Raw genomic sequence first — 23,087 nt, 5'->3', positions numbered from 1 at the left:
AAGTCTTGCCCGTCAACAGGCTAGAAGCCTGTTCCACTATCTAACAATTAATTAAGCCTACTTACTTAAATAATTTTAATGGAGTGCGATCGCCAACTATTTCTCAAGTCCTTGTTGGAATGTTTTGATAGCATCAACATGATTAACCATATTAATGCAACGTAACAACAAATCCAAATCAATTCCTTTCACTTCCTCACTACTGGAAACCCTTTCATACTCAAGCGCACTGGCTTCTCCCCGCAGGTGATAAACTTCCAATACACCATCTTCCCAAAACCAAACTTCTGGAATCTTCAACCGTTTATATGCCTCTAACTTATTAATACCACCACTGGTAAACACCACCTCAATCGCCAAATCAGGACGCACTCGCCCAGGAGCAAGTTTATAAGATTCATCTGCTTCTCGTTTGACAGCAGCAGATTCACTTTCCAACGTCATCGAACCCGTGGGAGTAAAATCAAACCCAGCTATCAATAGGTACAGTTCCACCAATGCAGCAATTCTCTTTTTAACAGTTTCGTGTGGTTCTCCTGGCATTCTTCGTATCTCCAACACACCATCTAAAAAAGACAGTCGATAACCAGGACGGTCTAACAACTGCTCAACTGCTTTAAACTCTCTCCACGTCAAACCCTCAAACAGCAGAGGTGATTCCTTTTTAGGTGTTGCGATAGTTGCTGTAGTCATTTACATCTCCAGTCTGTTTCTAGATAATCAATCATCAGCATTGGAGGACAATTTTCTTGATTGTAATCCCAACTTCCCAAATATTTATCGAAAGATAATATTGACTCATACCTGCAATAGATGTATTATTTACTTAAATAGAAGGGGAGTAGCTACTGGCGAAAATTTCCCAGCCAGTACATCTGAATCAACACACTGGCGATGAGCCTGGTTCAGATGACAAATAATCAAGATTTGGCAGCGAGACCTTCACTGAGTTCACATAGCGATGTGAGCTTGGTGAGGTCTTTTGGCATTCATCAAGCTCATATCCTACACAATTTTTCAGGAGCTTGAGACAGTGCTAACAGCGTTTACAGCAGGTTTATTATTAATTACAGTTTCCGAGTTAGGGGATAAAACTTTTTTTATCGCCGTGATATTATCCATGCACCATTCCCGGCGATTAGTATTTACCGGAGTGGTAGCTGCTTTAGCTGCAATGACTATCCTATCAGTGTTGTTTGGGCAAGCAGCATCTTTATTACCAAAAGTTTATATTCATTACGCTGAAATCGGCTTATTTTTAGTCTTTGGGATTAAGCTGTTATACCAAGCTAGCAAGATGACGGCGGCTGGTGAACAAGCCGCCATGAGCGAAGAAATAGAAGAAGCCAAAGCCGCAGTCGAGAAAGCTGACTTGCAACTACCAAAGCAAAAAACAGCCTTATCGATTGTCATAGAAGCATTTATTTTAACATTTATGGCAGAGTGGGGCGATCGCACCCAAATAGCCACCATCGCCCTAGCCGCCGGAAATAACGCCATTGGTGTGACTATAGGCGCAATTTTAGGTCATGCCATTTGTGCAGCGATCGCCGTCATTGGTGGCAAAATGATAGCCGGGAGAATTTCTGAGCGTCAACTCACCTTTGCAGGAGGATGCTTATTTTTGATTTTTGGAGTCATCGCCGCCTTTGAAGGAGCGTAACAATTCAAAATTCAAAATTTAAAATTCAAAATTCAAAATGGGGATGGTTGACAGTTGACGGTTGATTCGTAAAGAATTTCTACCTCATCCCCCTCATCTCCCTCATCCCCCACATCCCCAGTCCCCAATCCCCAATCCCCAGTCCCCAATCCCCCATCTCATGGCTGAGGAGTCTTGTCCGTAGCAGGTGTAGGAGATGCAGCAGGTGTAGGTGTAGCGGATGCAGTCGCCGCCTTGCTAATTTCATCCTTGTATTGGGCGGGAGCTAAAGCCACAGCACTATCAAACAAAGGTTTAGCTTCTGCGGCTTTCCCCTGTTCCTGTAACAGCATCGCCTTAGCCAAAACCGGGCGAAAATCTTGGGGAGCTTTCTTCATAGCTTGATCAAAAGCCGCAATAGCTTGAGGATAGCGTTGTTGGTTAGCGTGAACATTGCCTAATAAAATCTGTACAGCCACTACATCAACACTTCCCGGCTGAATTGTATTAGCTTGAGCCGCCTTAGTCAGAGTATCTTGCAGTAAACCAATAGCGGCTTCTGGGCGTTGCTGATCTAACAACAGAGCCACCATTCCCTGTAAAGCCTTCAAATCTCCGGGATTTGTGGCTAAAATTGTGCGATAAGCCTGGGCGGCTCCTTCCTTATCGCCAATTTGCTGTTTAGCTTGTGCCAATAGCACACTGTATTCTGACTGCTCAGGATTGAGTTTAGCTAGCTTTTCTAAAGGTTCAATCACCCCTTGAATATTACCTTGTTTTAAACTTAACAGTTGTAGCCGCGCTTGTAATAGACCCTTAAGTGCTGTTTGATTCTCTGGTTCCCGTTGTAAAACCAGTTCATAACCCCGTACAGTATCTTCCAATTTTGATTTTTGCTCAGAGGCGGCTGAATTGCTACTGGGGCTAGCAGGATTCTGGTTTGAGGCTGTCGTATTGTTGATAGCACCAATAATAGGAACGAGAGAAACACCTACAAAAGTCAGCACTGCCAGTGCTAAAATAACCTTAATTATCCAGCGATTGCGCGGTTGAGACACGATTTACTCCCTCTGCAAAACTCTAATCCCATTATTATTGACACAAATTAGAAACTTAAAAATTTCCAAAAGCTTGCGGAGAAGTGCCAATTACCAGTGAATTTTATAACAAATCATTATCTGCACTGTTAAAGTAAGTGATGACTTTAGGAAGAGCCATCCAACTGGAAGCTATGATATGCTTCCGAAACTAGAGTAAAGACGCTAAATTACCATTTAGATTCTGAATGCCGAATTTAGCGTCTTTAAAATTGTATAGAGCGTTCTCATGTAATTTGGGAGAAAGCCTACATACTTTCATCAATTGCATCAACGCTCTTTCCAGCTGCCTTAGTCAAGTCCCACAATGGGATGTGTCTCCGCCCAAGGAGTTTTTATGAATTCCGACCTGATGCCTTCGCCTGAATCCTCTAACTCTTTTTCTTCCCAGGAGCCTCAAACTAAAACAGAGGCAGCTGCTAACGTTCACGTAGCAGCAACCCAGCCCTCTAAGCTTGAGCATTCCCCTGTCAAACCTAGCGAAACCGAATCCGATGATAACTTAGTTGATCGCCAACAACCGATTCCGCCCCCCAGTGAACCGATGCAATACCGCGCCATCGGCTTAGTCCGGGGACGCTATAAAGCCAGTGATGAACAATTTACTCAAGGCGAATTACTGACCTCAGATGGCCAAGAACTCAAAGCCGTCCTCCTCGGTCGGATTATGAGCCTAGTGAAAAATCACCTAGACCTAGAAGCGGATCATTTGTGGGTAGTTTATCCCCGCACCAGACCAGAAAATGACAGCTTACACCTGCAAATTGTAGGGGTTTGGGAGCCAGAAAGTCTGTCCAAAAAGTCAACTCCAGAAAATCAGCCAGATTCGGAGTCACAAGCATTACAGACACCCGATGAGAGTGTAACCCCAAAAAATCAAGAAATTACCAGCCCCTCAGTACCTTCATCTCATATTCCCGATGGTGGTTTTTCTGTACGTGGCGAAGTAGTTTATCAGTCTTTTGATAGTAAGAGCTTGGTAGTCAAAATTAAGCAAGCTCCACGTAAACCAACTGACAAACCCAAATATTTCAAGTTAAAACTGCGGGGCGTGTTAATCACCAAAGCCGTCGGCAAGTTTTGGGACTTCCAAGCCAAGCGAGAAGGGGACGTATTAGTAGTCTCAACGGCAGAAGCGATCGCTGACTTGCCCAAAAAACGTAGACCACCCTTCAAAGGTGGCCCTCGTGGTGCTGGCAGAAAACCATACCCGCCCAGACGACCCGGAGAAACTCCACGCCCCGTCAAGAGAACAAGCGGCGAACCCTCGGCATTTTCCAAACCTATGCCAAAACCGTCTTCGCCGTCCTCTACACCCACCCCGAAACCGATCAAACGACCAAAGCCAACCCAAGATTAGGGATTGGGGACAAATCAATTCAAAATTCAAAATTCGTCTTGAAAAGTTTCCTACGGCGGGAAACCCGCCTACAGAACTTTTCGCAAAATTCAAAATTAAAGAGTTCTTGAATTCTTGAAAAAAGTCTCCTCTGCCCCTCTGCCCCTGCCTTAAAAGTCCGTTCTCCTGTCTTGAGGCAGAAAAGAACGTTCCATCGGCATTGGGGCTACTGGTTCGGTGAGGGTAAAACTACCGGCTGCAATCCATTTTTTTAACTCTAGGGCAACTTGCCGAGATAAAAACAGACTAGCCAAAGGTGCAGCCCGTACTGTTTTACCCTCTATCGTGATCCGCCCTGACTTCAGTTGGGCGTAAGTCACCAAGCCAAATGTCGGACGCACACGCCGAGGTATGGAAAAATCTACTATGGGCGCGACTAAATCTTGGTCTTGAACTGCACAGTGTTCTACTACTTGTTCATTCAATATTGGTATGGGTACACCTACACCCAACATCAAGGAAGGGCCATAATTTTTAAAGTAACAACCCCTTACCCAACGGGTATCCATTTGTTTAGCATCACCAATTAAGGCTAAAGTAGCAGCCGGCCCTATCGGTGTTTGATTCGCTAACCGCTTTTGTAAAGGAAAATGTTGTGTACCTTCCCAAGCTACGTAACCTACTCCACCACCTAAAAAAATGCGCGTGCCAATGCCAATTAGTTGTAAATTGGGGTCGTTAAATAGGGGAGAAATTGCACCAGGGTTAGAATAGACCGCATTACCTAAACGTGGTTGTAGAGGGCCGAGATAAGTATGAAGTGGGCGATCGCCTCCATTCACGCCGACGATAAAATTTTGATAAAGATTGCGCGGATTATATAAATAAAACTGATTTATCGTGTCGCGGGTAATCGCAGTCTCAAAACTTCCCCTAGGATAACAGTCAGTAACTTGTCCTTGAGCGCGGATATGAACAGGTTTACCTGCAATCAAATCTTGGATGACATGGCCACCGCCCCGTTCTCGGACTTCTTCCCCATCCATCGTATCTACAGCACAGCTAGCACCCAAATATAAATCAACTGCACCAAAACCAGTGTAAGCAGGTACACCATCCACCCAGCACCGACGAATTTTGATCGGTGGGTCAGTATGCCCTAAGTTAATAATTGCACCACTTGATTCCATCGGCTCAAAAGTGCCAGTGGTGACAACATCAACCTGTTTGGCAACTTTACTGACTCCGACTTCCGCCACTCGTGCTTTTAGTTCCTCAGCTGTTAATACTACCGCCGTTTTGCGGCGAATTTTCTCGTTAATTTCCGCAATAGTTCGCATTTTTTTGTAGCGGATTTACATCCTAATCTTGGTTTGATATTCCTGCCAAATAATTTATGACATCAGTTGGACTTTAGATGTAGGTTGGGTTAAGCGCAGCGCAACCCAACTAAAATATTGGTGTTGGGTTTCCTTACGTCAAACGCCATTCGCCCAAGCCGGGAAACCCGTCCACGGCGATGGCTCCCCAACCTACAATTTTTTTTGTATCATTATCTAATCTTCTGGTGACACCGCATCATCATTAAAATTGTTCACAGGGTCATCATCTGACCATTTGTCATCAATTGCAGGAGAGGGAGAAACTATCACTAACTCAGTCTCTGACTCATGGCTTTTTCCCCATTCATCTAAAACATCTTTAATTAATACTTCTTGCACCCAAATTTTAGCGACAACTGTTAAAGGTAAGGCTAAAAATAATCCTAAAAAGCCGAAGAAAGTCACGAAAAATAATTGAGAAATTAACGTGACGGCTGGCAGTAATGAAACTTGATGCGCCATGACCACAGGCGTAATAAAATTACTTTCCAGTTGTTGAATAATAAAGTAGAGAATTAACACAGCAACAGCTTTCCAAGGATGATCGAGAAGCGCGATCGCCATTGCTGGGACAACACTCATTGTCGGGCCTAAGTTGGGAATTAAATTTAAAAATCCTGCTAATACGCCTAACGCCAGTGCCGCTTTCACACCTAAAACTGATAAGCCAGTGACACTCATCAGCCCTACCACACCCATCGCAATGGTAGCACCTGTCACCCATCCCTCTAAGGAGACTTCACATTTATCTAAAATCCCCTCTACCCGTCGGCGATAAAATGAGGGGAACAACCTCACAAATACTTTACGGTAAGCTAAAGGGTCAGCTAGTAACATTCCTGTTAACACCAACACTAGCAGCACTTTTAGCAACACTTCCAAAGAACCAGAGACAAAAGCAAAAGAACTACCTAACGCCCGATTTACAAAGGGCTGGGCTTGCTCAATTAAACTATTAATATCCGGTATGTAGGGAATTAATTGGGGAGGGATGCGAGTTCTCAGTTCGTCAAGCCAAGTGTTAAAACGGTCTAAACCTTGGGGAACACGATATGTCAGTTCGTTAAACTGCTGGGCGAATGGTGGCACAATTAACCAGAAAAAACCAATTACACCAGCTAGAAAAATAGCTACTGACAGCAAAACGGCAAACCCCCGCTTTAACCCGGAACGTTGGAAGCGTTTGGCTAACCGATTTAAAGTAGTAGCTAAGACAACTGCGGCAAACATCAGCAACAGCACTTCCCGAATTTGCCACAATGTATATAAAGATAGAACTATGGCGATTAAGCCGATCCATTGACCAAGGTTCACAGGCTGACTCCCTGCTGTTGGGGTGATGCAGATTTTTAACAATGCCGTTAGGTTAGCCGATTTTGATGACTTTCGCCTAGAGAATTTTAGTTAAGTTTGTTTTTGTGTTTGCGATCGCCACCACAATGCGATCGCCATAATCACTGTCGGTAACAACACAATAATCAAAGCATTCACATCTGTAGCGGGAATCGGTGGATGAGGCGCAGTATACTTCAGCAAAACCGATAGCAACGTTGAAATTACAAGCAATTTGACGATAAAACCTAGCTGATTTTCCATCACAGTACGGCAATACACATTTTTCGGTAGGGTATCCACTAATTTAGACTGCAATACCCACTCTCTACAATAGACCTATAACTACACAAACCGTTACAATTCACATTCTGTCTTAATCTTGGGACTGGGGACTGGGGACTGGGAGAGATGAGGAAGTAGAGGAAGCGGAGGAAGAATAACCAATGACTAATGACTAATGACTAATAACTAATAACTAATGACTAATGAGGTAATATCAAAATGCCTGTAGAAAAAGATAATAACAACAAAATCAAACCGCCTAGATTACGCCAGTTTGGCGGCAGTTTTTTGATTCTGCTGACCTTGCTGTTACTACTAAATTTTATAGTACCGAGCTTTTTCGGCCCCCGTTTACCACAAGTTCCCTACAGTGAGTTTATTGCTCAAGTGCAAGCTGGTAAAGTAGACCGGGCGATGGTAGGTGGCGATCGCATTGAGTATTCTATCAAAACTCAAACCCCAGAAGGTCAACCCATTGAGCAGGTATTTACTACTACACCCGTCGCCATAGATTTGGACTTACCGAAAATTCTCCGCGACAACAATGTAGAATTTGCCGCACCCCCACCAAATCAAAACGGTTGGATTGGGACTATACTTAGCTGGGTAGCACCACCCTTAATTTTCTTCGGTATTTGGGCATTTTTAATCAATCGTCAAGGTGGAGGCCCGGCTGCTTTAACTGTAGGTAAAAGCAAAGCCCGCATTTACTCGGAAGGTAGCACTGGGGTAAAATTCCCCGATGTGGCTGGGGTAGATGAAGCTAAAACCGAACTAGAAGAAATTGTTGATTTCCTGAAAAATGCAGGTAAATACACGAAATTAGGGGCAAAAATCCCCAAAGGTGTGTTGCTAGTAGGGCCGCCGGGAACTGGTAAAACCCTGTTAGCGAAAGCGATCGCTGGTGAAGCTGGTGTACCATTCTTTAGTATCTCCGGTTCAGAATTTATCGAGTTGTTTGTCGGTGTGGGTGCGGCTCGTGTGCGAGACTTGTTTGAACAAGCCAAAAAACAAGCCCCCTGTATTGTCTTCATCGATGAGTTAGACGCACTAGGTAAATCTCGCGGTGGTGCTGGTGGTTTTGTCGGTGGTAACGATGAACGGGAACAAACCCTTAACCAGTTACTCACCGAAATGGATGGTTTTGACGCTAACACAGGCGTAATTATCATCGCCGCTACCAACCGTCCCGAAGTGCTTGACCCCGCTTTGCGTCGTCCTGGTCGCTTCGACCGTCAAGTTGTGGTAGATCGTCCTGATAAAATTGGTCGAGAAGCTATTCTCAACGTCCACGCCAGAAATGTTAAACTAGCTGATGACGTTGACTTGGGTAAAATTGCTATCAAAACACCCGGCTTTGCTGGCGCAGATTTAGCTAACCTTGTCAATGAAGCTGCACTGTTAGCAGCTAGACAAAATCGCCCCGCCGTTGTCATGGCAGATTTTAATGAAGCCATTGAGCGGGTTGTGGCTGGTTTAGAAAAACGCTCTCGTGTGTTAAATGAAACCGAGAAGACAACCGTCGCTTATCACGAAGTTGGTCACGCTATCATTGGGGCATTGATGCCTGGGGCTGGTAGGGTAGAAAAAATATCAGTAGTTCCTCGCGGTGTGGGTGCATTGGGTTATACAATCCAAATGCCGGAAGAAGACCGCTTCTTGATGATTGAAGATGAAATTCGCGGTCGTATTGCTACCCTATTAGGTGGACGTTCCGCCGAAGAAGTGGTTTTTGGTAAAGTCTCGACTGGTGCGAGTGATGATATTCAAAAAGCCACCGACTTAGCAGAACGCTATGTTACTTTGTACGGGATGAGTGACCAATTAGGGCCAGTGGCGTTTGAGAAAATTCAACAGCAATTTATTGAAGGTTACGGAAATCCTCGCCGTTCCATTAGTCCAAAAGTGGCTGAGGAAATTGACCGCGAAGTGAAGCAGATTGTAGATAATGCTCACCACATTGCTTTGAGCATTTTACAACAAAACCGTGAGTTGTTAGAACAGACTGCACAGGATTTGTTACAAAAAGAAATTCTCGAAGGTGCTGCACTCCGGGAACGTCTCAACCAAGCTCAAGCACCAGAGGAATTAGTAGAATGGTTACGGACTGGTAAGTTGTCACCAGATAAACCATTGTTGCAAACTCTTTTGGTTTAACAATTGTAGATTAAATTAGATGGGCGATCGCTCTTTTATCGGGCGATCGCTTTTTTCATACCTGTACAATTAAAAATGTAAACTTTGTATATTTTTATTAAATTGTACAAATTTTATATTTTGTGGTATAGTTAGTGATATACTGATGCTAAAAGCTATGACTTTTATCAGCGCAACCGAGGCTCGTGCTAATTTTCAAAATTTAATCAATCGTGCTGAGTATGGTGGCGAACGCATCGTCATTCAACGCCACGGAAAATCAGCAGTAGCAATTATTGGGATTAAAGATTTGCAACTGTTAGAAGCGATAGAAGACGCGATTGATTCCGAAGAATTGCGTCGTGCAGTTGCAGAAAATGACGGGTTTACCACGCTAGACGAAATTATCAGCAAGCGTGGAAATGAGTGAACGCTATACTTTGAGAATTGCTAAGACTGCTGAAAAAGATTTATTAGACTTGCAAGCAAAACAGTTTAAGCAGGTTGTATCAAAAATATTTTCACTGCAAAGTAATCCTCAACCCCAAGATAGCAAAGCTTTGAAAGGATACGAAGGCGGATATCGTGTTGATCAAGGTGAGTACAGGATTTTGTACACCATTGATAGAGAAAATCAGCTAGTTGATGTTTTTCGCGTTGGTAAGCGTAATGATGATGAGGTGTATAGAAATTTGTAGTCACTCGACAAGCTGAGAGAATCTCAACATGATTATATAGGCGATCGCTTTTTTCATGCAAAACTTAACCAAGTAAAAACCTGTTCAACTGTTAATTCCAACTCAATCCCCTCAAGTACAGGTAACTTATCTGTACCTTCGTATAATTCTACACGCTGACCAGGAAACACCCCTAAAACACTGTCATCTTCTGGGTTGAGTAACCAACCTAATTCTGTGCCATTGCGCGAACACAGCAATAATTTACTCAAAACTTGTTTTAATTTTTGCTCTGGAGAAAGAATTTCTATAGTCCAATCAGGATGAATTTCAAAACGGTTAGCAATTCTCCCCGATGCAGTTTTCGGAATTCTCTCCCAGCGAAACACAGCCACATCAGGAACTATAGAAGCACCGCCGAAGGTGCAACGCAATTCTGGAAAAGCATAAGCAATTTTTTGGTTTTCAGTTAATTGGTTAATGACTTCACATAACTTACCTTGAAGTACGCTATGTTCACCTTGAGGCATAAGTTTTTGAATAATATCACCGTTGATAAATTCTGATGCTGGTTTAGTTTCCGGTAATTGGAGAAATTCGTCTAAACTTAGCTGAGGTTGACTGGTAATAGTCATAAATGAGTAGTATAAACGGGATATTTTAATTACAGCACTTTGCAAGTAAATAAAGTAAATATCTAATATAAAAAATGTTGTGGGGGAGCCACTGCGTTGGGTGGCTCTGCCGACTTGTAGCAAGTGGCGTTGGGCATCTTGCCCGCCCTTATGTACTTCACTAACATGAAATATACTGTATGTGCGCTAATATTATTTGTTTTTGAAAATGCACTGAACAATAGAGACGTTATATATAACGTCTCTACATCATATACTTGGTCGAGGCTCACATAAAATAGATATCAGCAACGCTGGGATTTTTAACTCCTCTGCCAAATTTTAATGGTTTTATCTAAACTTCCACTCACCAACATATCGCCGGAACTGGTAAAAGTGAGTGCGGTGACAACATCAGTATGACCTGTAAAGGTAGCTAATAACTCCCCAGAGTCAAGATGCCATAATTTGATAGTTTGATCAGCACCAGCACTAGCAATAATTTGCTCATCGGGACTCAGAGCGATCGCATATACTTTATCTTGATGTCCCTTGAGTGTGCGAATTAATTTACCAGTTTCCAAATGCCAGATTTTAATTGTCTGATCCCAGCTACCACTCACCAGCCATTGAGCATCTGCACTCATCGCTAAAGCCCGAACTATGTGAGAATGACCCATGAGGGTATGCTGTGGTTGTTTATCTTTGAGATTTTTAGTACCCCAAGGTTCGGAAGTATGCCAGACTTTGATTTTACGATAACTACCAGTCACTAAAGTCTGCCCATCACGGCTTAAAACTAACGAATGGGCAGCCGTATCATCTAAAGATAGGGTAGCTTTCACCTGACGGCTCATCAAATCCCAGAACAAAATTTTGCGATCGTCGCCACCAGTAGCTAACATTCTACCATCAGGAGTGAACGCCACGCACCGCACCACGCCATGATGTTTGTGCAGAATATCGATTAAATCCAGTGCGCCGGAATGCCAGATTTTAATTGTAGAGTCTGCGCCGCCACTAACTAACATCTGTCCATCAGCACTAAACGCTAAAGAACTGACTTCATCTATTAGCCCAGACAACACCCAAGGATATTCTGACAACGTATCAATTAAATCACCCTTGCTTAAATCCCATAGCTTTGTTTGTCCATAACTTCCGCTTGCTAATATGGGTGTAATTGTGCCGTGATCAAACTTGGAACTAAAAGCTAAACAATTAATGCCTCTAGTGTGTCCTTTCAATGTCTGCCAACATTCCCAATCCCCAACAATTTCTTTTTTAGGATGGTCTGATGATACAGTTTGAATTGTTTCTGGGATTGTTCTCTCAACCACGATGGGCAAGATATCTGTGGTGATATCTTTTTTCACCGTTAGTGATTCTAAATACCAACCCAAACCCCCAGAATACAACAATTGACTGGGAGTAACATACATTTTTGGTTCTGTTAATCCAACTTGATTTGTGGGTAAAAAGCCAGCAATTACAGCTTGTTTTTCGTAACCCAACTTACCTGTAGATGGATAAAATAAACACAAAAAAATTAATACTTGGTGGTTTCTTAAATCATCTTGAGTAACTGACCACTTAATTCTATCTTTCTTTATACCATTAAAACTTTCTCCATCAGCTACATAAACTTGTACACTCAGCTTAGGATTGTTTGCTAGCAAATAAGTAAATTTACTTTCACTACGCAAGTTTCCTTCATCGTCTAATACCATATTCTGTACAGTATCTTGGGGAACTTTCTGGAGTAGCTTGCCTAAGCGCGTTGTAATGATACGCTCCACAATTTGCTCCCGCAAGATATAGTCTTCGGCTTGTTGTTGGAAGTATTTGGGAAATGGTATCGTCCAATCAGGGGGTTCAGGATATTCCGGGGGTATGGGAGGGGGATTTTTAGCGAGGATTTCGGCTTGTTTGCGTGACAATTCGAGGATTTTTGTCAATTGATCCCCACAAAATGCCATAACTTCACTGTGACAACCTTTGACTTGACTTTCTAACAAAGATAAATCATAAGTCTTGGGCTTTTTCACACGTTGAAGGAAGTCAGCCTGTTGAGCTTTGAGTAAGCTAATCCAATCCATCTGCATTCCTGCGGCACAATTTTGCATACTTAAGGTAAGCTATACCAATGCAATGACTCAAGTTTATAACTTATAGTTAATTAAAAATTCCGTAATCCTCGCAGTCTAATAGAACACAAACAAAGGTATTTTTCGCAGAGAATATCCACCAGTACGGGTGAGGATTGAAACCTTTGATTGCTGGATACGACTGAGGTATTGAGAATTTATAATGATGTTCGACAATTCTAACTAACCTTAGCAATGAGATACTGTTTCCTAGAAACAGTTATCTTTCTAAATCAGAGTATGATTTGAAAAAGTTGTCTAAGATTGTGAACCAGCTAATTTAAAAAAATTATTTAATAGTAACCTTGTGTTACAAAAGCTGATAGCTATATTTGCAATTTGTGATCAATGATATGTAGTGAAAAATTTCAAGATTTATGTTCCGGTGTCGGAGATTGATGTGGTAAGTTGTGAGTTTTGCTAGATTCTAGCTGCTGAATTTTTCTGTGGAGTTCCAAGTCATCACTACTGATGATCGTTTCTAAATTGGCGATTCTTTGCTCTAATAGTTCCACCTGTCGCCGTGATAAAGAGTGAGATGGGGATTTTTTATCATCACGCCATACGGCAAAAGTCCCAGCAGCTGCACCGCCAATAGCTGCTAAAGGCAAAATAGGGCCGCTTCTGGTAACAGCTGAAAGTGGAATGCAAACTGCTAAAATCCCAACAGTGATTCCCCAAATTCTGGTGGTAGCAGCAACTTTCAAATCTGACTGTGGTTTTTGAGTCATTGGTTGTTGTGAAAGGATTTACTTATTTAAATTTGCCCGATCGCAGACAAAATTACCTCCTACGTTAGAGGTAAGTATAATTGCTCTTTCGCGTCAGCTTGCCGTAGCAGGGTAGTCGCAGTGTCTTCAGTATATCCCTTATAATTCCCAAGGGGAGGCACTCTCCACTGGTTCGTTCAAGGGGGAAAGATGACAATTAAGCGACTGGTTTTAACATTTCTGACGCTGGTAGCAACTTTATTAGCCGCTTCATCTCTCTACGGTAGCTGGCAAGAACCACAGTTTCAAACTCGCTTGGAACTGTACCAAACTAATCTGGCTCTGCAAGCGCAAGCTTGGAAACCAGCAGATAGTCAAGATGATGATAGCTACGAGGGATTTCGCCAAGCAATACTAGGGCAACAACCTCTAGAGAGTGCTACCAAGGAATATCAGGAAACACGTCAATCTGTGCAAACTAATTTGGTAAAAGTTAAAAATAGTATTGCACAACTCAACTCTGTCGCTCCCACTCCCACACCTCCGAAACCATTACCAGAGAAATCTCCCACAACTGAAATCTCTAATTCCGAAAAGCAACAGCAGTTGCAACAGTCTCTTGAGCAATTGCAAAAATTCTTGGCTGAATTAGACTTACAATTGGGGATTTTACAAGCACAGCAAGGACAGACAGATACAGCCCTGAAAGCTTGGAGTGAATTACAACAACGCTCTGATATTAAACCAGAAATTGCCCAAACTGCGGCTGTGTTAAGTGGATTGTGGAATGAAACTCCGCTTATTCTTCCGAATGCTCAACAATTAATTCAACAAAATTTAGATGGTTGGTTTCGTTCGACAAGTTTGACGCAACTTTACCAACTCCAGCAGCGACAAGAAGCTTTGTTACAAGTGCAAGCTGCACAACAAGAAGCGGCGACGGCAGCCGTGTTTAAGTTAGCAGTGATTGGTACTGTCCCGACTGTGGCAGCTTTAATTGGGTTAATTCTGATAATTGTCTTAGTTGCTCAACGCTTACTCAAGGGCAAGGAAGCTTTGTTAGCTCAAAATGCTGATTTAACTTGGACAACTCCTTGGGATGGCGAAACGATTTTACAGGTGTTTGTCGTCGGCTTTTTCTTCATGGGACAGGTAATCGTGCCGTTTTTGCTCTTGCTACTCCCTATCCCCCGTCCGATTACCAGTGTACGACTGCAAGCGGCTTCTGTATTAATTAGTTACATCCTGGTAGCCTTGGGTGCGCTGTCCGTGCTGTATGTGTCAATTAAACGCTTTTTCCCGTTACCAAAATACTGGTTTCGCTTCCAGTGGCTGGATAATTGGTTGTGGTGGGGATTGGGGGGATATTGCGCCGCTTTACCAATTGTTGTGATCGTGTCTTTGATTAATCAGCAGCTATGGCAAGGTCAGGGTGGTAGTAACCCTCTGTTACAGTTGGCTTTGGAAAGTCAAGACTTTGTAGCCTTGGGGATATTTTACTTGACTGCGGCGATCGCAGCTCCTTTGTTTGAAGAATTATTGTTTCGCGGTTTTTTACTACCCTCGTTGACTCGTTATTTATCTGTATGGGGAGCCATTCTCATCAGTGCTTTGTTGTTTGCGATCGCTCACCTGAGTTTATCGGAAATTCTACCACTCACCGCCTTGGGCATCGTCTTAGGAGTAGTGTACACGCGATCGCGCAATCTACTAGCACCTATGCTGCTACACAGCCTCTGGAATAGTGGCACTCTACTGAGTCTGTTCCTCTTGGGTAGCAGTAATTAAGACAACGTTAACCACACTGTTGTCAATCATGAAAATATCGGGTTATATCTGGCTATACAAAGTAACACATCTTGCACCTGTCACTTGATGACAATTTTAGTAGGGTGGGCATTGCTTGCTAGTTGCTAAGACTCTTAGTTTTACCCTGTTGGCTGTGCATCGCCTGGAACTTATTGAGAATCGTGCAAGATATCACATAATTTGTTGGTTAATTTCAGTGCCAACATCCATAAAATAAATAGTAGCTTGATGGCAAATCTGCCAGATGCAAAACCATATCTAATGATACTGTTACCTAAGTTACAAAAATTTTAGGTCAACATTGATTATCATCTAGATAAATGAACCGTTTTTGCCTGTTTGATTGCCTGAATCAACATCCCAAACTGGAATTATCCCCTGACTAATTCCATTGGGATGCAACTATGGCATGCAAGAAAGTATCATCTGAGCAATTTTTTTAGGTTTAAGTATTGGTAATGCACTGGACAACTAGAGGCAACATTCCCTCAATATATCCAGCAGATTCATTGCATTAAAAATATCTTCAAGACTGTAACTATCTCCTCAAAATATCCGGAGATAAGACTGATACAATCGTAAAAATTGGTATGTTAAGGCCACTTTTACCCTCATGGGGAATTAATTCTTTTGAAAGAGGAACATTCCCTAAAAATCTGTAATACTCTTGTGCGAGGTTATGTAATCAAAATGATTAGTAACCTCCTAAGCACATCATAAATAAAGTCAATACCAAGATGAAGAAATTTATCTTAATATTGAGCAAGTTACAATTTCAGATTGTAAAAAATTCATTTTACACCATGAAATGAGGAGTTAAACGGCTCCATGCGGACAGATAAAATATATTTACTGAGTAAATATATTTACTGGATTTCATCATACTAAAGAACTTCATTCTATACTTAGTTTCAAGGAGCAACAACTATATGGCAAATCTCAATCCTAGTCAAAGTAACAAACAACTTGTAGCTGGGTATTGTGGAATTATTTTTGGTGGCTTTGGCGTGCATAAATTCATTTTGGGATACGCGCCAGAAGGCTTTATTATGTTAGTTATAACTTTAGTTGGCGGTGTTTTTTCCTATGGAATGACATTGCTGATTATGCAACTCATCGGCTTGATTGAAGGCATGATTTATTTAAACAAGTCGCCCGAAGAATTTGTTAATACTTATATCGTGAACAAGCAAGGTTGGTTTTAGAAAAACAGGGCATGGGGACTGGAAGGGACTGGGTAAAAGTGTTTCTTCCTCCGCTTCCTCCGCTCCCCTGCTCCCCTGCTCCCCTGCTCCCCTAAAACCTACTGTCATACTTGCAATTCATTTCAACTGATATGCAAACTATTAAACGTAAACAAATCGCCTGGATCATGTTCCTGTTGCTAGGTGTGGGTTACTTTAGTGTTATGTCTAACTTAGAAATTCATTATTTTTGGAAAAGCCTGATAGCCTTGATGCCTATCCAGGTGGGAACTGCTATCTACGTAACTTTTCAACGCTGGAGTAGTAGTTAAAAATACAATGGCTTACGCAATTGTCACATGAAATATGTCTTAATGCTATCAATAAACAGATTGTTGATATCTGACGCACCCGACTATTATGCCAGTTGCGTAAGTCCTGATTACGGCTCATCTAACTGAGCAAGCACAAATTTTATTATAAAACTTTAATTTTTGCCCAAAACTCGCTCCAATTCGACATCTCGCTTCACCCCCTAGAAATTGCTCACCTAAAACTGCGTTAACATCAAAGTCAAAGGTGCTACGTTATCCCAAAGAAGATACCGCAGTCTATTATCAGCTTCATCAACTGGGGGGAATCTCAAATGTTGGCACAATGGCAAGGCTTTAAAACTGGCAAATGGATAGAAGAAATCGACGTTCGCGACTTCATCCAAAAAAATTACACCCTTTACAGTGGTAATGAATCTTTTTTAACAGGTGCAACTCCCACAACTCAAGCACTCTGGGAGCAAGTCAAAGACTTAATGGCAGTTGAGCGCGAAAAGGGTATTCTAGATACAGATACAGAAGTTGTTTCCACAATTACCTCCCATCAACCGGGTTATATTAACCGCGAACTGGAACAAATAGTTGGATTGCAAACAGAAAAACCCCTGAAACGTGCCATCATGCCGTTAGGTGGGATTCGTGTAGTTAAAGATTCATTAAAAGCTTACGGTTACGAAATCAATTCTCAAACCGCAGAGATATTTACTAAATACCGCAAAACCCATAACGATGGCGTATTTGATGCCTACACCCGCGAAATGCGCTTATGTCGGCATTATGGTATTATTACTGGATTACCAGACGCTTACGGGCGCGGCAGAATTATAGGTGATTATCGACGAGTGGCTTTGTATGGTGTTGATGCTCTGATCGAAGACAAAAAAGCACAACTCACATCTTTAGAATTAGATGTCATCGATGAAGACACAATTCGCCGCCGCGAAGAAGTTTCTGAACAAATCAAAGCCTTGTTTGAATTAAAGACAATGGCTGCAAGCTACGGGTTTGATATTGGCCAACCCGCAGCCACGGCGAAAGAAGCTGTACAGTGGTTATATTTTGGCTACCTCGCTGCTGTCAAAGAACAAAACGGTGCGGCGATGTCTTTGGGACGAGTTTCTACGTTTCTTGATATCTACTTTGAACGGGACTTAGAACAAGGTAAAGTCAGCGAGTCCGAACTGCAAGAAATCATCGACCATTTTGTGATGAAACTGCGAATGGTCAGATTTTTGCGGACACCTGATTACAATCAACTGTTTTCTGGTGATCCCACTTGGGTAACAGAATGTGTGGGTGGTGTCGGTGAAGATGGTAGACCTTTGGTAACTAAAAATAGTTTCCGTATCCTGCATACTTTGTATAATTTAGGCGCAGCACCAGAACCAAATTTAACCGTGTTGTGGTCGGAAAGCTTGCCAGAGAACTTTAAACGTTTTTGTACAAAAGTTTCAATTAATACTAGCTCTATTCAGTATGAGAACGATGATTTGATGCGTGCATACTGGGGAGATGATTATGCGATCGCCTGTTGCGTCTCAGCTATGAGAATTGGTAAGCAAATGCAGTTTTTTGGCGCGAGAGTCAATCTAGCTAAGTGCTTGCTGTACGCTATCAACGGCGGTAAAGATGAAAAATCTGGCGAACAAGTGGCACCACCAATTGCACCTATCACTGGTGAATATCTGGATGAGCAACAGGTGTGGGATCGCTTAGAAATCATGATGGCGTGGTTGGCAAAAGCTTATATCAACACCCTCAACGTCATTCATTATATGCACGATAAATACTGCTATGAACGCATCGAAATGGCATTGCATGACCGGGATATTTTACGGACAATGGCTTGCGGGATTGCGGGTTTATCGGTGGTGACAGATGCTTTATCTGCGATCAAATACGCCAAGGTTAAAGTATTACGCAATGAAACCGGATTAGCCGTTGATTATGAAATTAGCGGCGATTTTCCCAAATATGGTAATAACGACAATCAAGTTGATGAAATAGCAGTAAATTTAGTGACCAAATTCATGAACGAACTGCGTAAACATCCCACTTATCGCCAAGCCATACCCACACAATCAGTATTAACCATTACCTCCAACGTTGTGTATGGGAAGAAAACGGGTAACACACCCGACGGCAGAAAAGCCGGTGAACCCTTTGCACCGGGTGCAAACCCCATGCACGGACGGGATAGTAAAGGTGCGATCGCTTCCTTAGAATCAGTAGCTAAAATTCCTTACGAATACGCACAAGATGGTATTTCCAACACGTTCTCAATCGTACCATCTGCTTTAGGTAAATTAGAAGTTGACCAAATCAACAACCTCGTGGGAATGCTTGATAGTTACTTCCATGACGGCGGACACCACATCAATGTTAACGTCTTGAAGCGGGAAATGTTGCTAGATGCAATGGAACATCCAGAGTTATATCCACAGCTAACTATTAGGGTTTCAGGTTACGCAGTCAACTTTATTAAATTGACACGAGAACAGCAACTTGATGTGATTAAGCGGACATTCCACGCACGATTTTAACTGCTAATAACTCACTTGTATAGACGCGATTAATCGCATCTTTAAGCCGATCATATCCCTGACTTCTCCAACCTGTTAGGGATATTGTACGTTTAATTTCAACTCATCTAAATTAAGAAGCTGATGATTTTTTAAATAGATAAGTAAGTCAACTTTAAAAAAGGTAATACCCAGTCAAAGAAGTCGGGTATCTATCCCATCATGATTTTATGTTGAATTTCTGAAATTGATTGTTTACAGCAATCAATCCCCACAACTTCCTCACATTTGTGATTTATAACTTATGTCAGAGTCAAAAGACAGGTTGATGGGTGATGTCAAATTAGGTAAAATTCATGGACAATCTCAAATTATCAACTTTTCCAATCGAACATCACACAATAGAAAATAGTCACCTATTTGCAGAAATAAATAATTCTGGCTACATACATTCAGTAGAAAGTTGTGCAACAGTTGACGGGCCTGGTATTCGATTCTTAATTTTCACATCTGGTTGTCCATTACGTTGCCTTTATTGCAGCAATGTTGATTGTCGCTACCTGGAAAATGGTAAACAAATCAGCGTTGACGAACTGGTGACAGAAATTCAAAAGTATACATCTTACATGAAATATTCTGGTGGTGGTGTCACAATCAGTGGCGGAGAACCATTAATGCAAGCTGGTTTTGTGCGAGAAATATTTAAACGTTGTCAAGCATTAGGAATTCATACAGCATTAAATACTTCTGGCTTCTGTAACTTAGAATCTGCTAAATCTGTATTAGAATTTGTAGATTTAGTCTTACTAGATATTAAATCATCTGACCCAGTGACTTACACTAAAGTTACAGGTGCTAATATTGAACCATCACTAACTTTTGCTAAATATCTCAATGCAATTAATCAGCCTACTTGGATTAGATTTGTTCTAGTCCCAGGCTTAACTGATGACCCAAAAAATATTACTGGGGTAGCTGATTTTATTGCCCCATTCAATAATGTGGAAAGAGTAGAAGTCTTGCCATTTCATCAAATGGGAGAATACAAATGGCGAGAATTAGGTTTTGAATACCTGTTAGAAAATACTTCTCCACCATCTCCAGAACAAATACAAACAGCATTAGATATTTTTCGCAGTAGAGCAATTTTTGCGATTTGAGCAATGCTGGGAAATTAAGTTTAATTAGTTGATGCTGACAAGTGAAATCTCTGTGGTAAATTCTGCCAAAGGAAAAAATATGCAAGTTACCAATATTGAAGAATTAGAATTACTGGTACAACGAGTAAAAATTGCCCAAGCTAAATATGCAAATTACTCTCAAGAACAAGTCGATTTCATCTTTAAAAAAGCTGCATTAGCAGCTAATGCTGAACGGATTCCTTTAGCAAAATTAGCAGTTGCAGAAACAGGTATGGGGATTGTAGAAGATAAAGTGATTAAAAACCACTTTGCTTCAGAATTTATCTACAACAAATATAAACATGAAAAAACCTGTGGCATCATTGAAGAAGACCATACATTCGGCATTGAAAAAATTTATGAGCCTGTAGGTATTGTTGCGGGAATTGTTCCCGTAACTAATCCTACAGCGACAACAATTTTTAAAGCGTTGATTGCTTTAAAAACTCGTAACGCGATTATTTTCTCACCCCATCCTAAATCTAAAAAATGTACTGTGGAAGCAGCCAAGATTATCCTAAAAGCTGCAATTGCCGCAGGTGCGCCAGAAGATATTATTGGTTGGATAGATGAGCCAACAGTGGAGTTATCCAAAGCCTTAATGCAGCATCCTGAAATTAAATTGATTTTAGCAACTGGCGGGCCGGGAATGGTACGTGCTGCTTATTCTTCAGGTAATCCCTCGTTAGGTGTTGGTGCTGGGAATACTCCCGCCGTAATTGATAGCAGCGCACATATTCAAATGGCTGTAAGTTCGATTTTATTAAGTAAAACCTTTGACAACGGCATGATTTGCGCTTCTGAGCAATCAGTTGTTGTGGTTGATGATATTTACGAAAAAGTCAAACAGGAATTTATCAGTCGTGGTGCATATTTTCTCAATGATGAGGAAAGACAAAAGCTGGGTAATATAATTTTGAAAGAGGGAAGATTAAATCCGGCAATTGTAGGACAGTCAGTAGATAATTTAGCTAAGTTAGCAGGAATTGAACTGCAAAGTGATGAAGATACTGCTCAAGCACCACAGATTTATAAAGTCTTAATTGGTGAAGTTGAAACAGTCGGAGATGGTGAACCGTTTGCTTATGAAAAATTATCACCAATTTTGGCGATGTATCGAGCCTCAAATTTCCATGAAGCTGTAGATCAAGCTGAAAACTTGGTGGAATTTGGAGGACTGGGACATACATCGGTATTGTATACAAATCCCGCCAATTTGGATGATATTGCCTATTTTGAGAATAGAATGAAAACCGGGCGTGTCCTGATTAACACCCCATCTTCTCAAGGTGCAATTGGTGATTTATATAACTTTAAACTTGACCCATCCTTAACTTTAGGTTGTGGTACTTGGGGCGGTAATACTGTTTCTGATAACGTCACACCGCATCATTTGGTGAATATTAAGACAGTATCACAACGTCGGCAAAATATGTTGTGGTTCCGTGTGCCACCGAAAGTATATTTCAAATATGGATGTTTGCCTGTAGCTTTACGCGACTTAGTAGGTAAGGAACGTGCTTTTATTGTGACAGATAGACCATTATTTGATTTGGGGATAGTCGATAAAGTTACCCAGGTGTTAGACGAAATTGGTGTCAAACATGACGTATTTCACGATGTTGAACCTGATCCAACATTAACTAATGTCAATAAAGGATTAGCCTTACTTAGAAGTTATCAACCGGATGTGATTATTGCTATTGGTGGCGGTTCGCCAATGGATGCTGCCAAAGTCATGTGGTTGATGTACGAACAGCCTGATGTAGAGTTTGAAGGCTTGGCGATGCGGTTTATGGATATCCGCAAGCGGGTTTATGAATTACCGGCTTTGGGACAAAAAGCCATCATGGTGGCTATTCCCACAACTTCGGGAACTGGTTCAGAAGTGACACCCTTTGCTGTGGTGACAGATGATAGGGTTGGCGTGAAATACCCCTTAGCAGATTATGCACTAACTCCGAATATTGCGATCGCCGACCCGGAACTGGTGTTAAATATGCCCAAAAAACTCACAGCCTACGGTGGGATTGATGCCTTAACTCATGCCTTAGAAGCCTACGTATCAGTAATGGCAACTGAATTTACCGATGGTTTGGCACTGCAAGCAATTCGACTATTGTTTAAATATTTACCTAGTGCTTACAAAAATGGTGCTAAAGACCCGAAAGCGCGGGAAAAAGTACATTATGCCGCCACAATTGCGGGTATGGCCTTTGCGAATGCTTTCTTGGGTATTTGTCACTCAATGGCACACAAACTCGGTGCAACCTTCCATGTTCCCCACGGACTCGCTAACGCCTTAATGATTTCCCATGTCATCCGCTACAACGCCACTGATATTCCTTTCAAGCAAGCAATTTTTCCCCAGTATAAATATCCCAACGCCAAAGACAGATATGCTCAAATAGCTGATCATCTGCGTTTAGGTGGGAATACTGCTGATGAAAAAGTGGAACTCTTGATTATGGCGATTGAAAATCTCAAACGTCAAATCGATATCCCTGCCACGATTAAACAAGCTCTAGGTGACGAAGATCAAGAATTCTACACCAAGGTGGAAGAAATGGCAGAACAAGCATTTGACGATCAATGCACAGGAGCAAACCCACGCTATCCACTCATGAACGACTTGAAAGAATTATATGTCTTAGCCTATCAAGGTTGTCGCATCGATGCAGCACTCTATCACAATGGT

General features: G+C 41.8%; 19 protein-coding genes. 11 read left to right on the top strand and 8 right to left on the bottom strand.

Annotated elements, in window-relative coordinates:
- Positions 1-96: 96 nt before the first annotated feature.
- Positions 97-693: a Uma2 family endonuclease gene (locus tag AACS98_RS07080; RefSeq protein ID WP_066377690.1), complete on the bottom strand. Its 597-nt coding sequence runs from the start codon at positions 691-693 to the stop codon at positions 97-99.
- 340 nt (positions 694-1,033) lie between these two features.
- Between AACS98_RS07080 and AACS98_RS07075 the strand changes: the two genes are divergently transcribed.
- The gene (locus AACS98_RS07075) at positions 1,034-1,663 is read left to right on the top strand and encodes a TMEM165/GDT1 family protein (protein ID WP_066377689.1); all 630 of its coding nucleotides are present in this window, start codon (positions 1,034-1,036) and stop codon (positions 1,661-1,663) included.
- A gap of 158 nt (positions 1,664-1,821) precedes the next feature.
- Here AACS98_RS07075 and AACS98_RS07070 read toward each other — a convergent pair whose 3' ends face one another.
- Positions 1,822-2,700: a tetratricopeptide repeat protein gene (locus AACS98_RS07070; protein ID WP_066377688.1), complete on the bottom strand. Its 879-nt coding sequence runs from the start codon at positions 2,698-2,700 to the stop codon at positions 1,822-1,824.
- A gap of 376 nt (positions 2,701-3,076) precedes the next feature.
- On the opposite strand from AACS98_RS07070, the gene AACS98_RS07065 reads away from it, so the two are divergent.
- Positions 3,077-4,099 carry a hypothetical protein gene (locus AACS98_RS07065; protein ID WP_066377682.1) on the top strand — a complete coding sequence of 341 codons (1,023 nt, stop codon included), beginning with the start codon at positions 3,077-3,079 and terminating at the stop codon, positions 4,097-4,099.
- 149 nt (positions 4,100-4,248) lie between these two features.
- Here AACS98_RS07065 and AACS98_RS07060 read toward each other — a convergent pair whose 3' ends face one another.
- The 3 genes from AACS98_RS07060 to AACS98_RS07050 all read right to left on the bottom strand — a co-directional run bounded on the left by AACS98_RS07060 (position 4,249) and on the right by AACS98_RS07050 (position 7,056).
- Positions 4,249-5,418 carry a homocysteine biosynthesis protein gene (locus AACS98_RS07060; protein ID WP_066377681.1) on the bottom strand — a complete coding sequence of 390 codons (1,170 nt, stop codon included), beginning with the start codon at positions 5,416-5,418 and terminating at the stop codon, positions 4,249-4,251.
- A gap of 216 nt (positions 5,419-5,634) precedes the next feature.
- Positions 5,635-6,774 carry an AI-2E family transporter gene (locus tag AACS98_RS07055; RefSeq protein WP_066377680.1) on the bottom strand — a complete coding sequence of 380 codons (1,140 nt, stop codon included), beginning with the start codon at positions 6,772-6,774 and terminating at the stop codon, positions 5,635-5,637.
- Positions 6,775-6,864: 90 nt separating this feature from the next.
- Positions 6,865-7,056, bottom strand: a complete 192-nt coding sequence (locus AACS98_RS07050; protein WP_066377679.1) for a hypothetical protein — start codon at positions 7,054-7,056, stop codon at positions 6,865-6,867.
- Between the two features lie 240 nt (positions 7,057-7,296).
- Here AACS98_RS07050 and ftsH point away from each other — a divergent pair, with 240 nt between their 5' ends.
- The 3 genes from ftsH (at position 7,297) to AACS98_RS07035 (ending at position 9,911) form a co-directional block, all read left to right on the top strand.
- Positions 7,297-9,234, top strand: a complete 1,938-nt coding sequence (gene ftsH / locus AACS98_RS07045; protein WP_066377678.1) for an ATP-dependent zinc metalloprotease FtsH — start codon at positions 7,297-7,299, stop codon at positions 9,232-9,234.
- A gap of 157 nt (positions 9,235-9,391) precedes the next feature.
- Complete coding sequence (locus tag AACS98_RS07040; RefSeq protein ID WP_066377677.1) at positions 9,392-9,643, top strand: type II toxin-antitoxin system Phd/YefM family antitoxin; 252 nt, start codon at positions 9,392-9,394, stop codon at positions 9,641-9,643.
- On the top strand, positions 9,636-9,911 hold the full coding sequence (locus AACS98_RS07035; protein WP_066377676.1) for a type II toxin-antitoxin system RelE family toxin: 276 nt from the start codon (positions 9,636-9,638) through the stop codon (positions 9,909-9,911). Before AACS98_RS07040 ends, AACS98_RS07035 begins: the two co-directional genes overlap by 8 nt.
- Positions 9,912-9,964: 53 nt before the next feature.
- On the opposite strand, the gene AACS98_RS07030 is transcribed toward AACS98_RS07035, so the two are convergent.
- From AACS98_RS07030 to AACS98_RS07020, 3 genes are all read right to left on the bottom strand, one after another.
- Complete coding sequence (locus AACS98_RS07030) at positions 9,965-10,525, bottom strand: Uma2 family endonuclease (RefSeq protein ID WP_066377789.1); 561 nt, start codon at positions 10,523-10,525, stop codon at positions 9,965-9,967.
- 302 nt (positions 10,526-10,827) lie between these two features.
- Positions 10,828-12,603: a WD40 repeat domain-containing protein gene (locus AACS98_RS07025; protein ID WP_082803700.1), complete on the bottom strand. Its 1,776-nt coding sequence runs from the start codon at positions 12,601-12,603 to the stop codon at positions 10,828-10,830.
- Between the two features lie 416 nt (positions 12,604-13,019).
- On the bottom strand, positions 13,020-13,382 hold the full coding sequence (locus tag AACS98_RS07020) for a hypothetical protein (protein ID WP_066377675.1): 363 nt from the start codon (positions 13,380-13,382) through the stop codon (positions 13,020-13,022).
- Between the two features lie 189 nt (positions 13,383-13,571).
- Between AACS98_RS07020 and AACS98_RS07015 the strand changes: the two genes are divergently transcribed.
- From AACS98_RS07015 to adhE, 6 genes are all read left to right on the top strand, one after another.
- Entirely contained in the window at positions 13,572-15,149 is a 1,578-nt protein-coding gene (locus AACS98_RS07015) for a CPBP family intramembrane glutamic endopeptidase (protein ID WP_066377674.1), read from the top strand.
- Between the two features lie 950 nt (positions 15,150-16,099).
- On the top strand, positions 16,100-16,375 hold the full coding sequence (locus tag AACS98_RS07010) for a TM2 domain-containing protein (RefSeq protein ID WP_066377673.1): 276 nt from the start codon (positions 16,100-16,102) through the stop codon (positions 16,373-16,375).
- A 131-nt stretch (positions 16,376-16,506) separates the two neighbouring features.
- The gene (locus AACS98_RS07005; protein WP_066377671.1) at positions 16,507-16,686 is read left to right on the top strand and encodes a hypothetical protein; all 180 of its coding nucleotides are present in this window, start codon (positions 16,507-16,509) and stop codon (positions 16,684-16,686) included.
- A gap of 314 nt (positions 16,687-17,000) precedes the next feature.
- Positions 17,001-19,229, top strand: coding sequence for a formate C-acetyltransferase (gene pflB / locus AACS98_RS07000; protein ID WP_066377670.1), 2,229 nt, complete (start codon positions 17,001-17,003; stop codon positions 19,227-19,229).
- Positions 19,230-19,564: 335 nt separating this feature from the next.
- Entirely contained in the window at positions 19,565-20,368 is an 804-nt protein-coding gene (pflA, locus tag AACS98_RS06995) for a pyruvate formate-lyase-activating protein (protein WP_084386882.1), read from the top strand.
- A 31-nt stretch (positions 20,369-20,399) separates the two neighbouring features.
- The coding region (gene adhE, locus AACS98_RS06990) for a bifunctional acetaldehyde-CoA/alcohol dehydrogenase (protein WP_445206784.1) at positions 20,400-23,087 on the top strand (2,688 nt) is incomplete at its 3' end.

It is taken from the genome of Anabaena sp. CA = ATCC 33047 (assembly GCF_963870205.1).
Taxonomy (GTDB): Bacteria; Cyanobacteriota; Cyanobacteriia; order Cyanobacteriales; family Nostocaceae; genus Trichormus.
The sequence above is the reverse complement of the archived record's forward strand: the minus strand, read 5'-3'. Positions and strand labels throughout refer to the sequence as shown.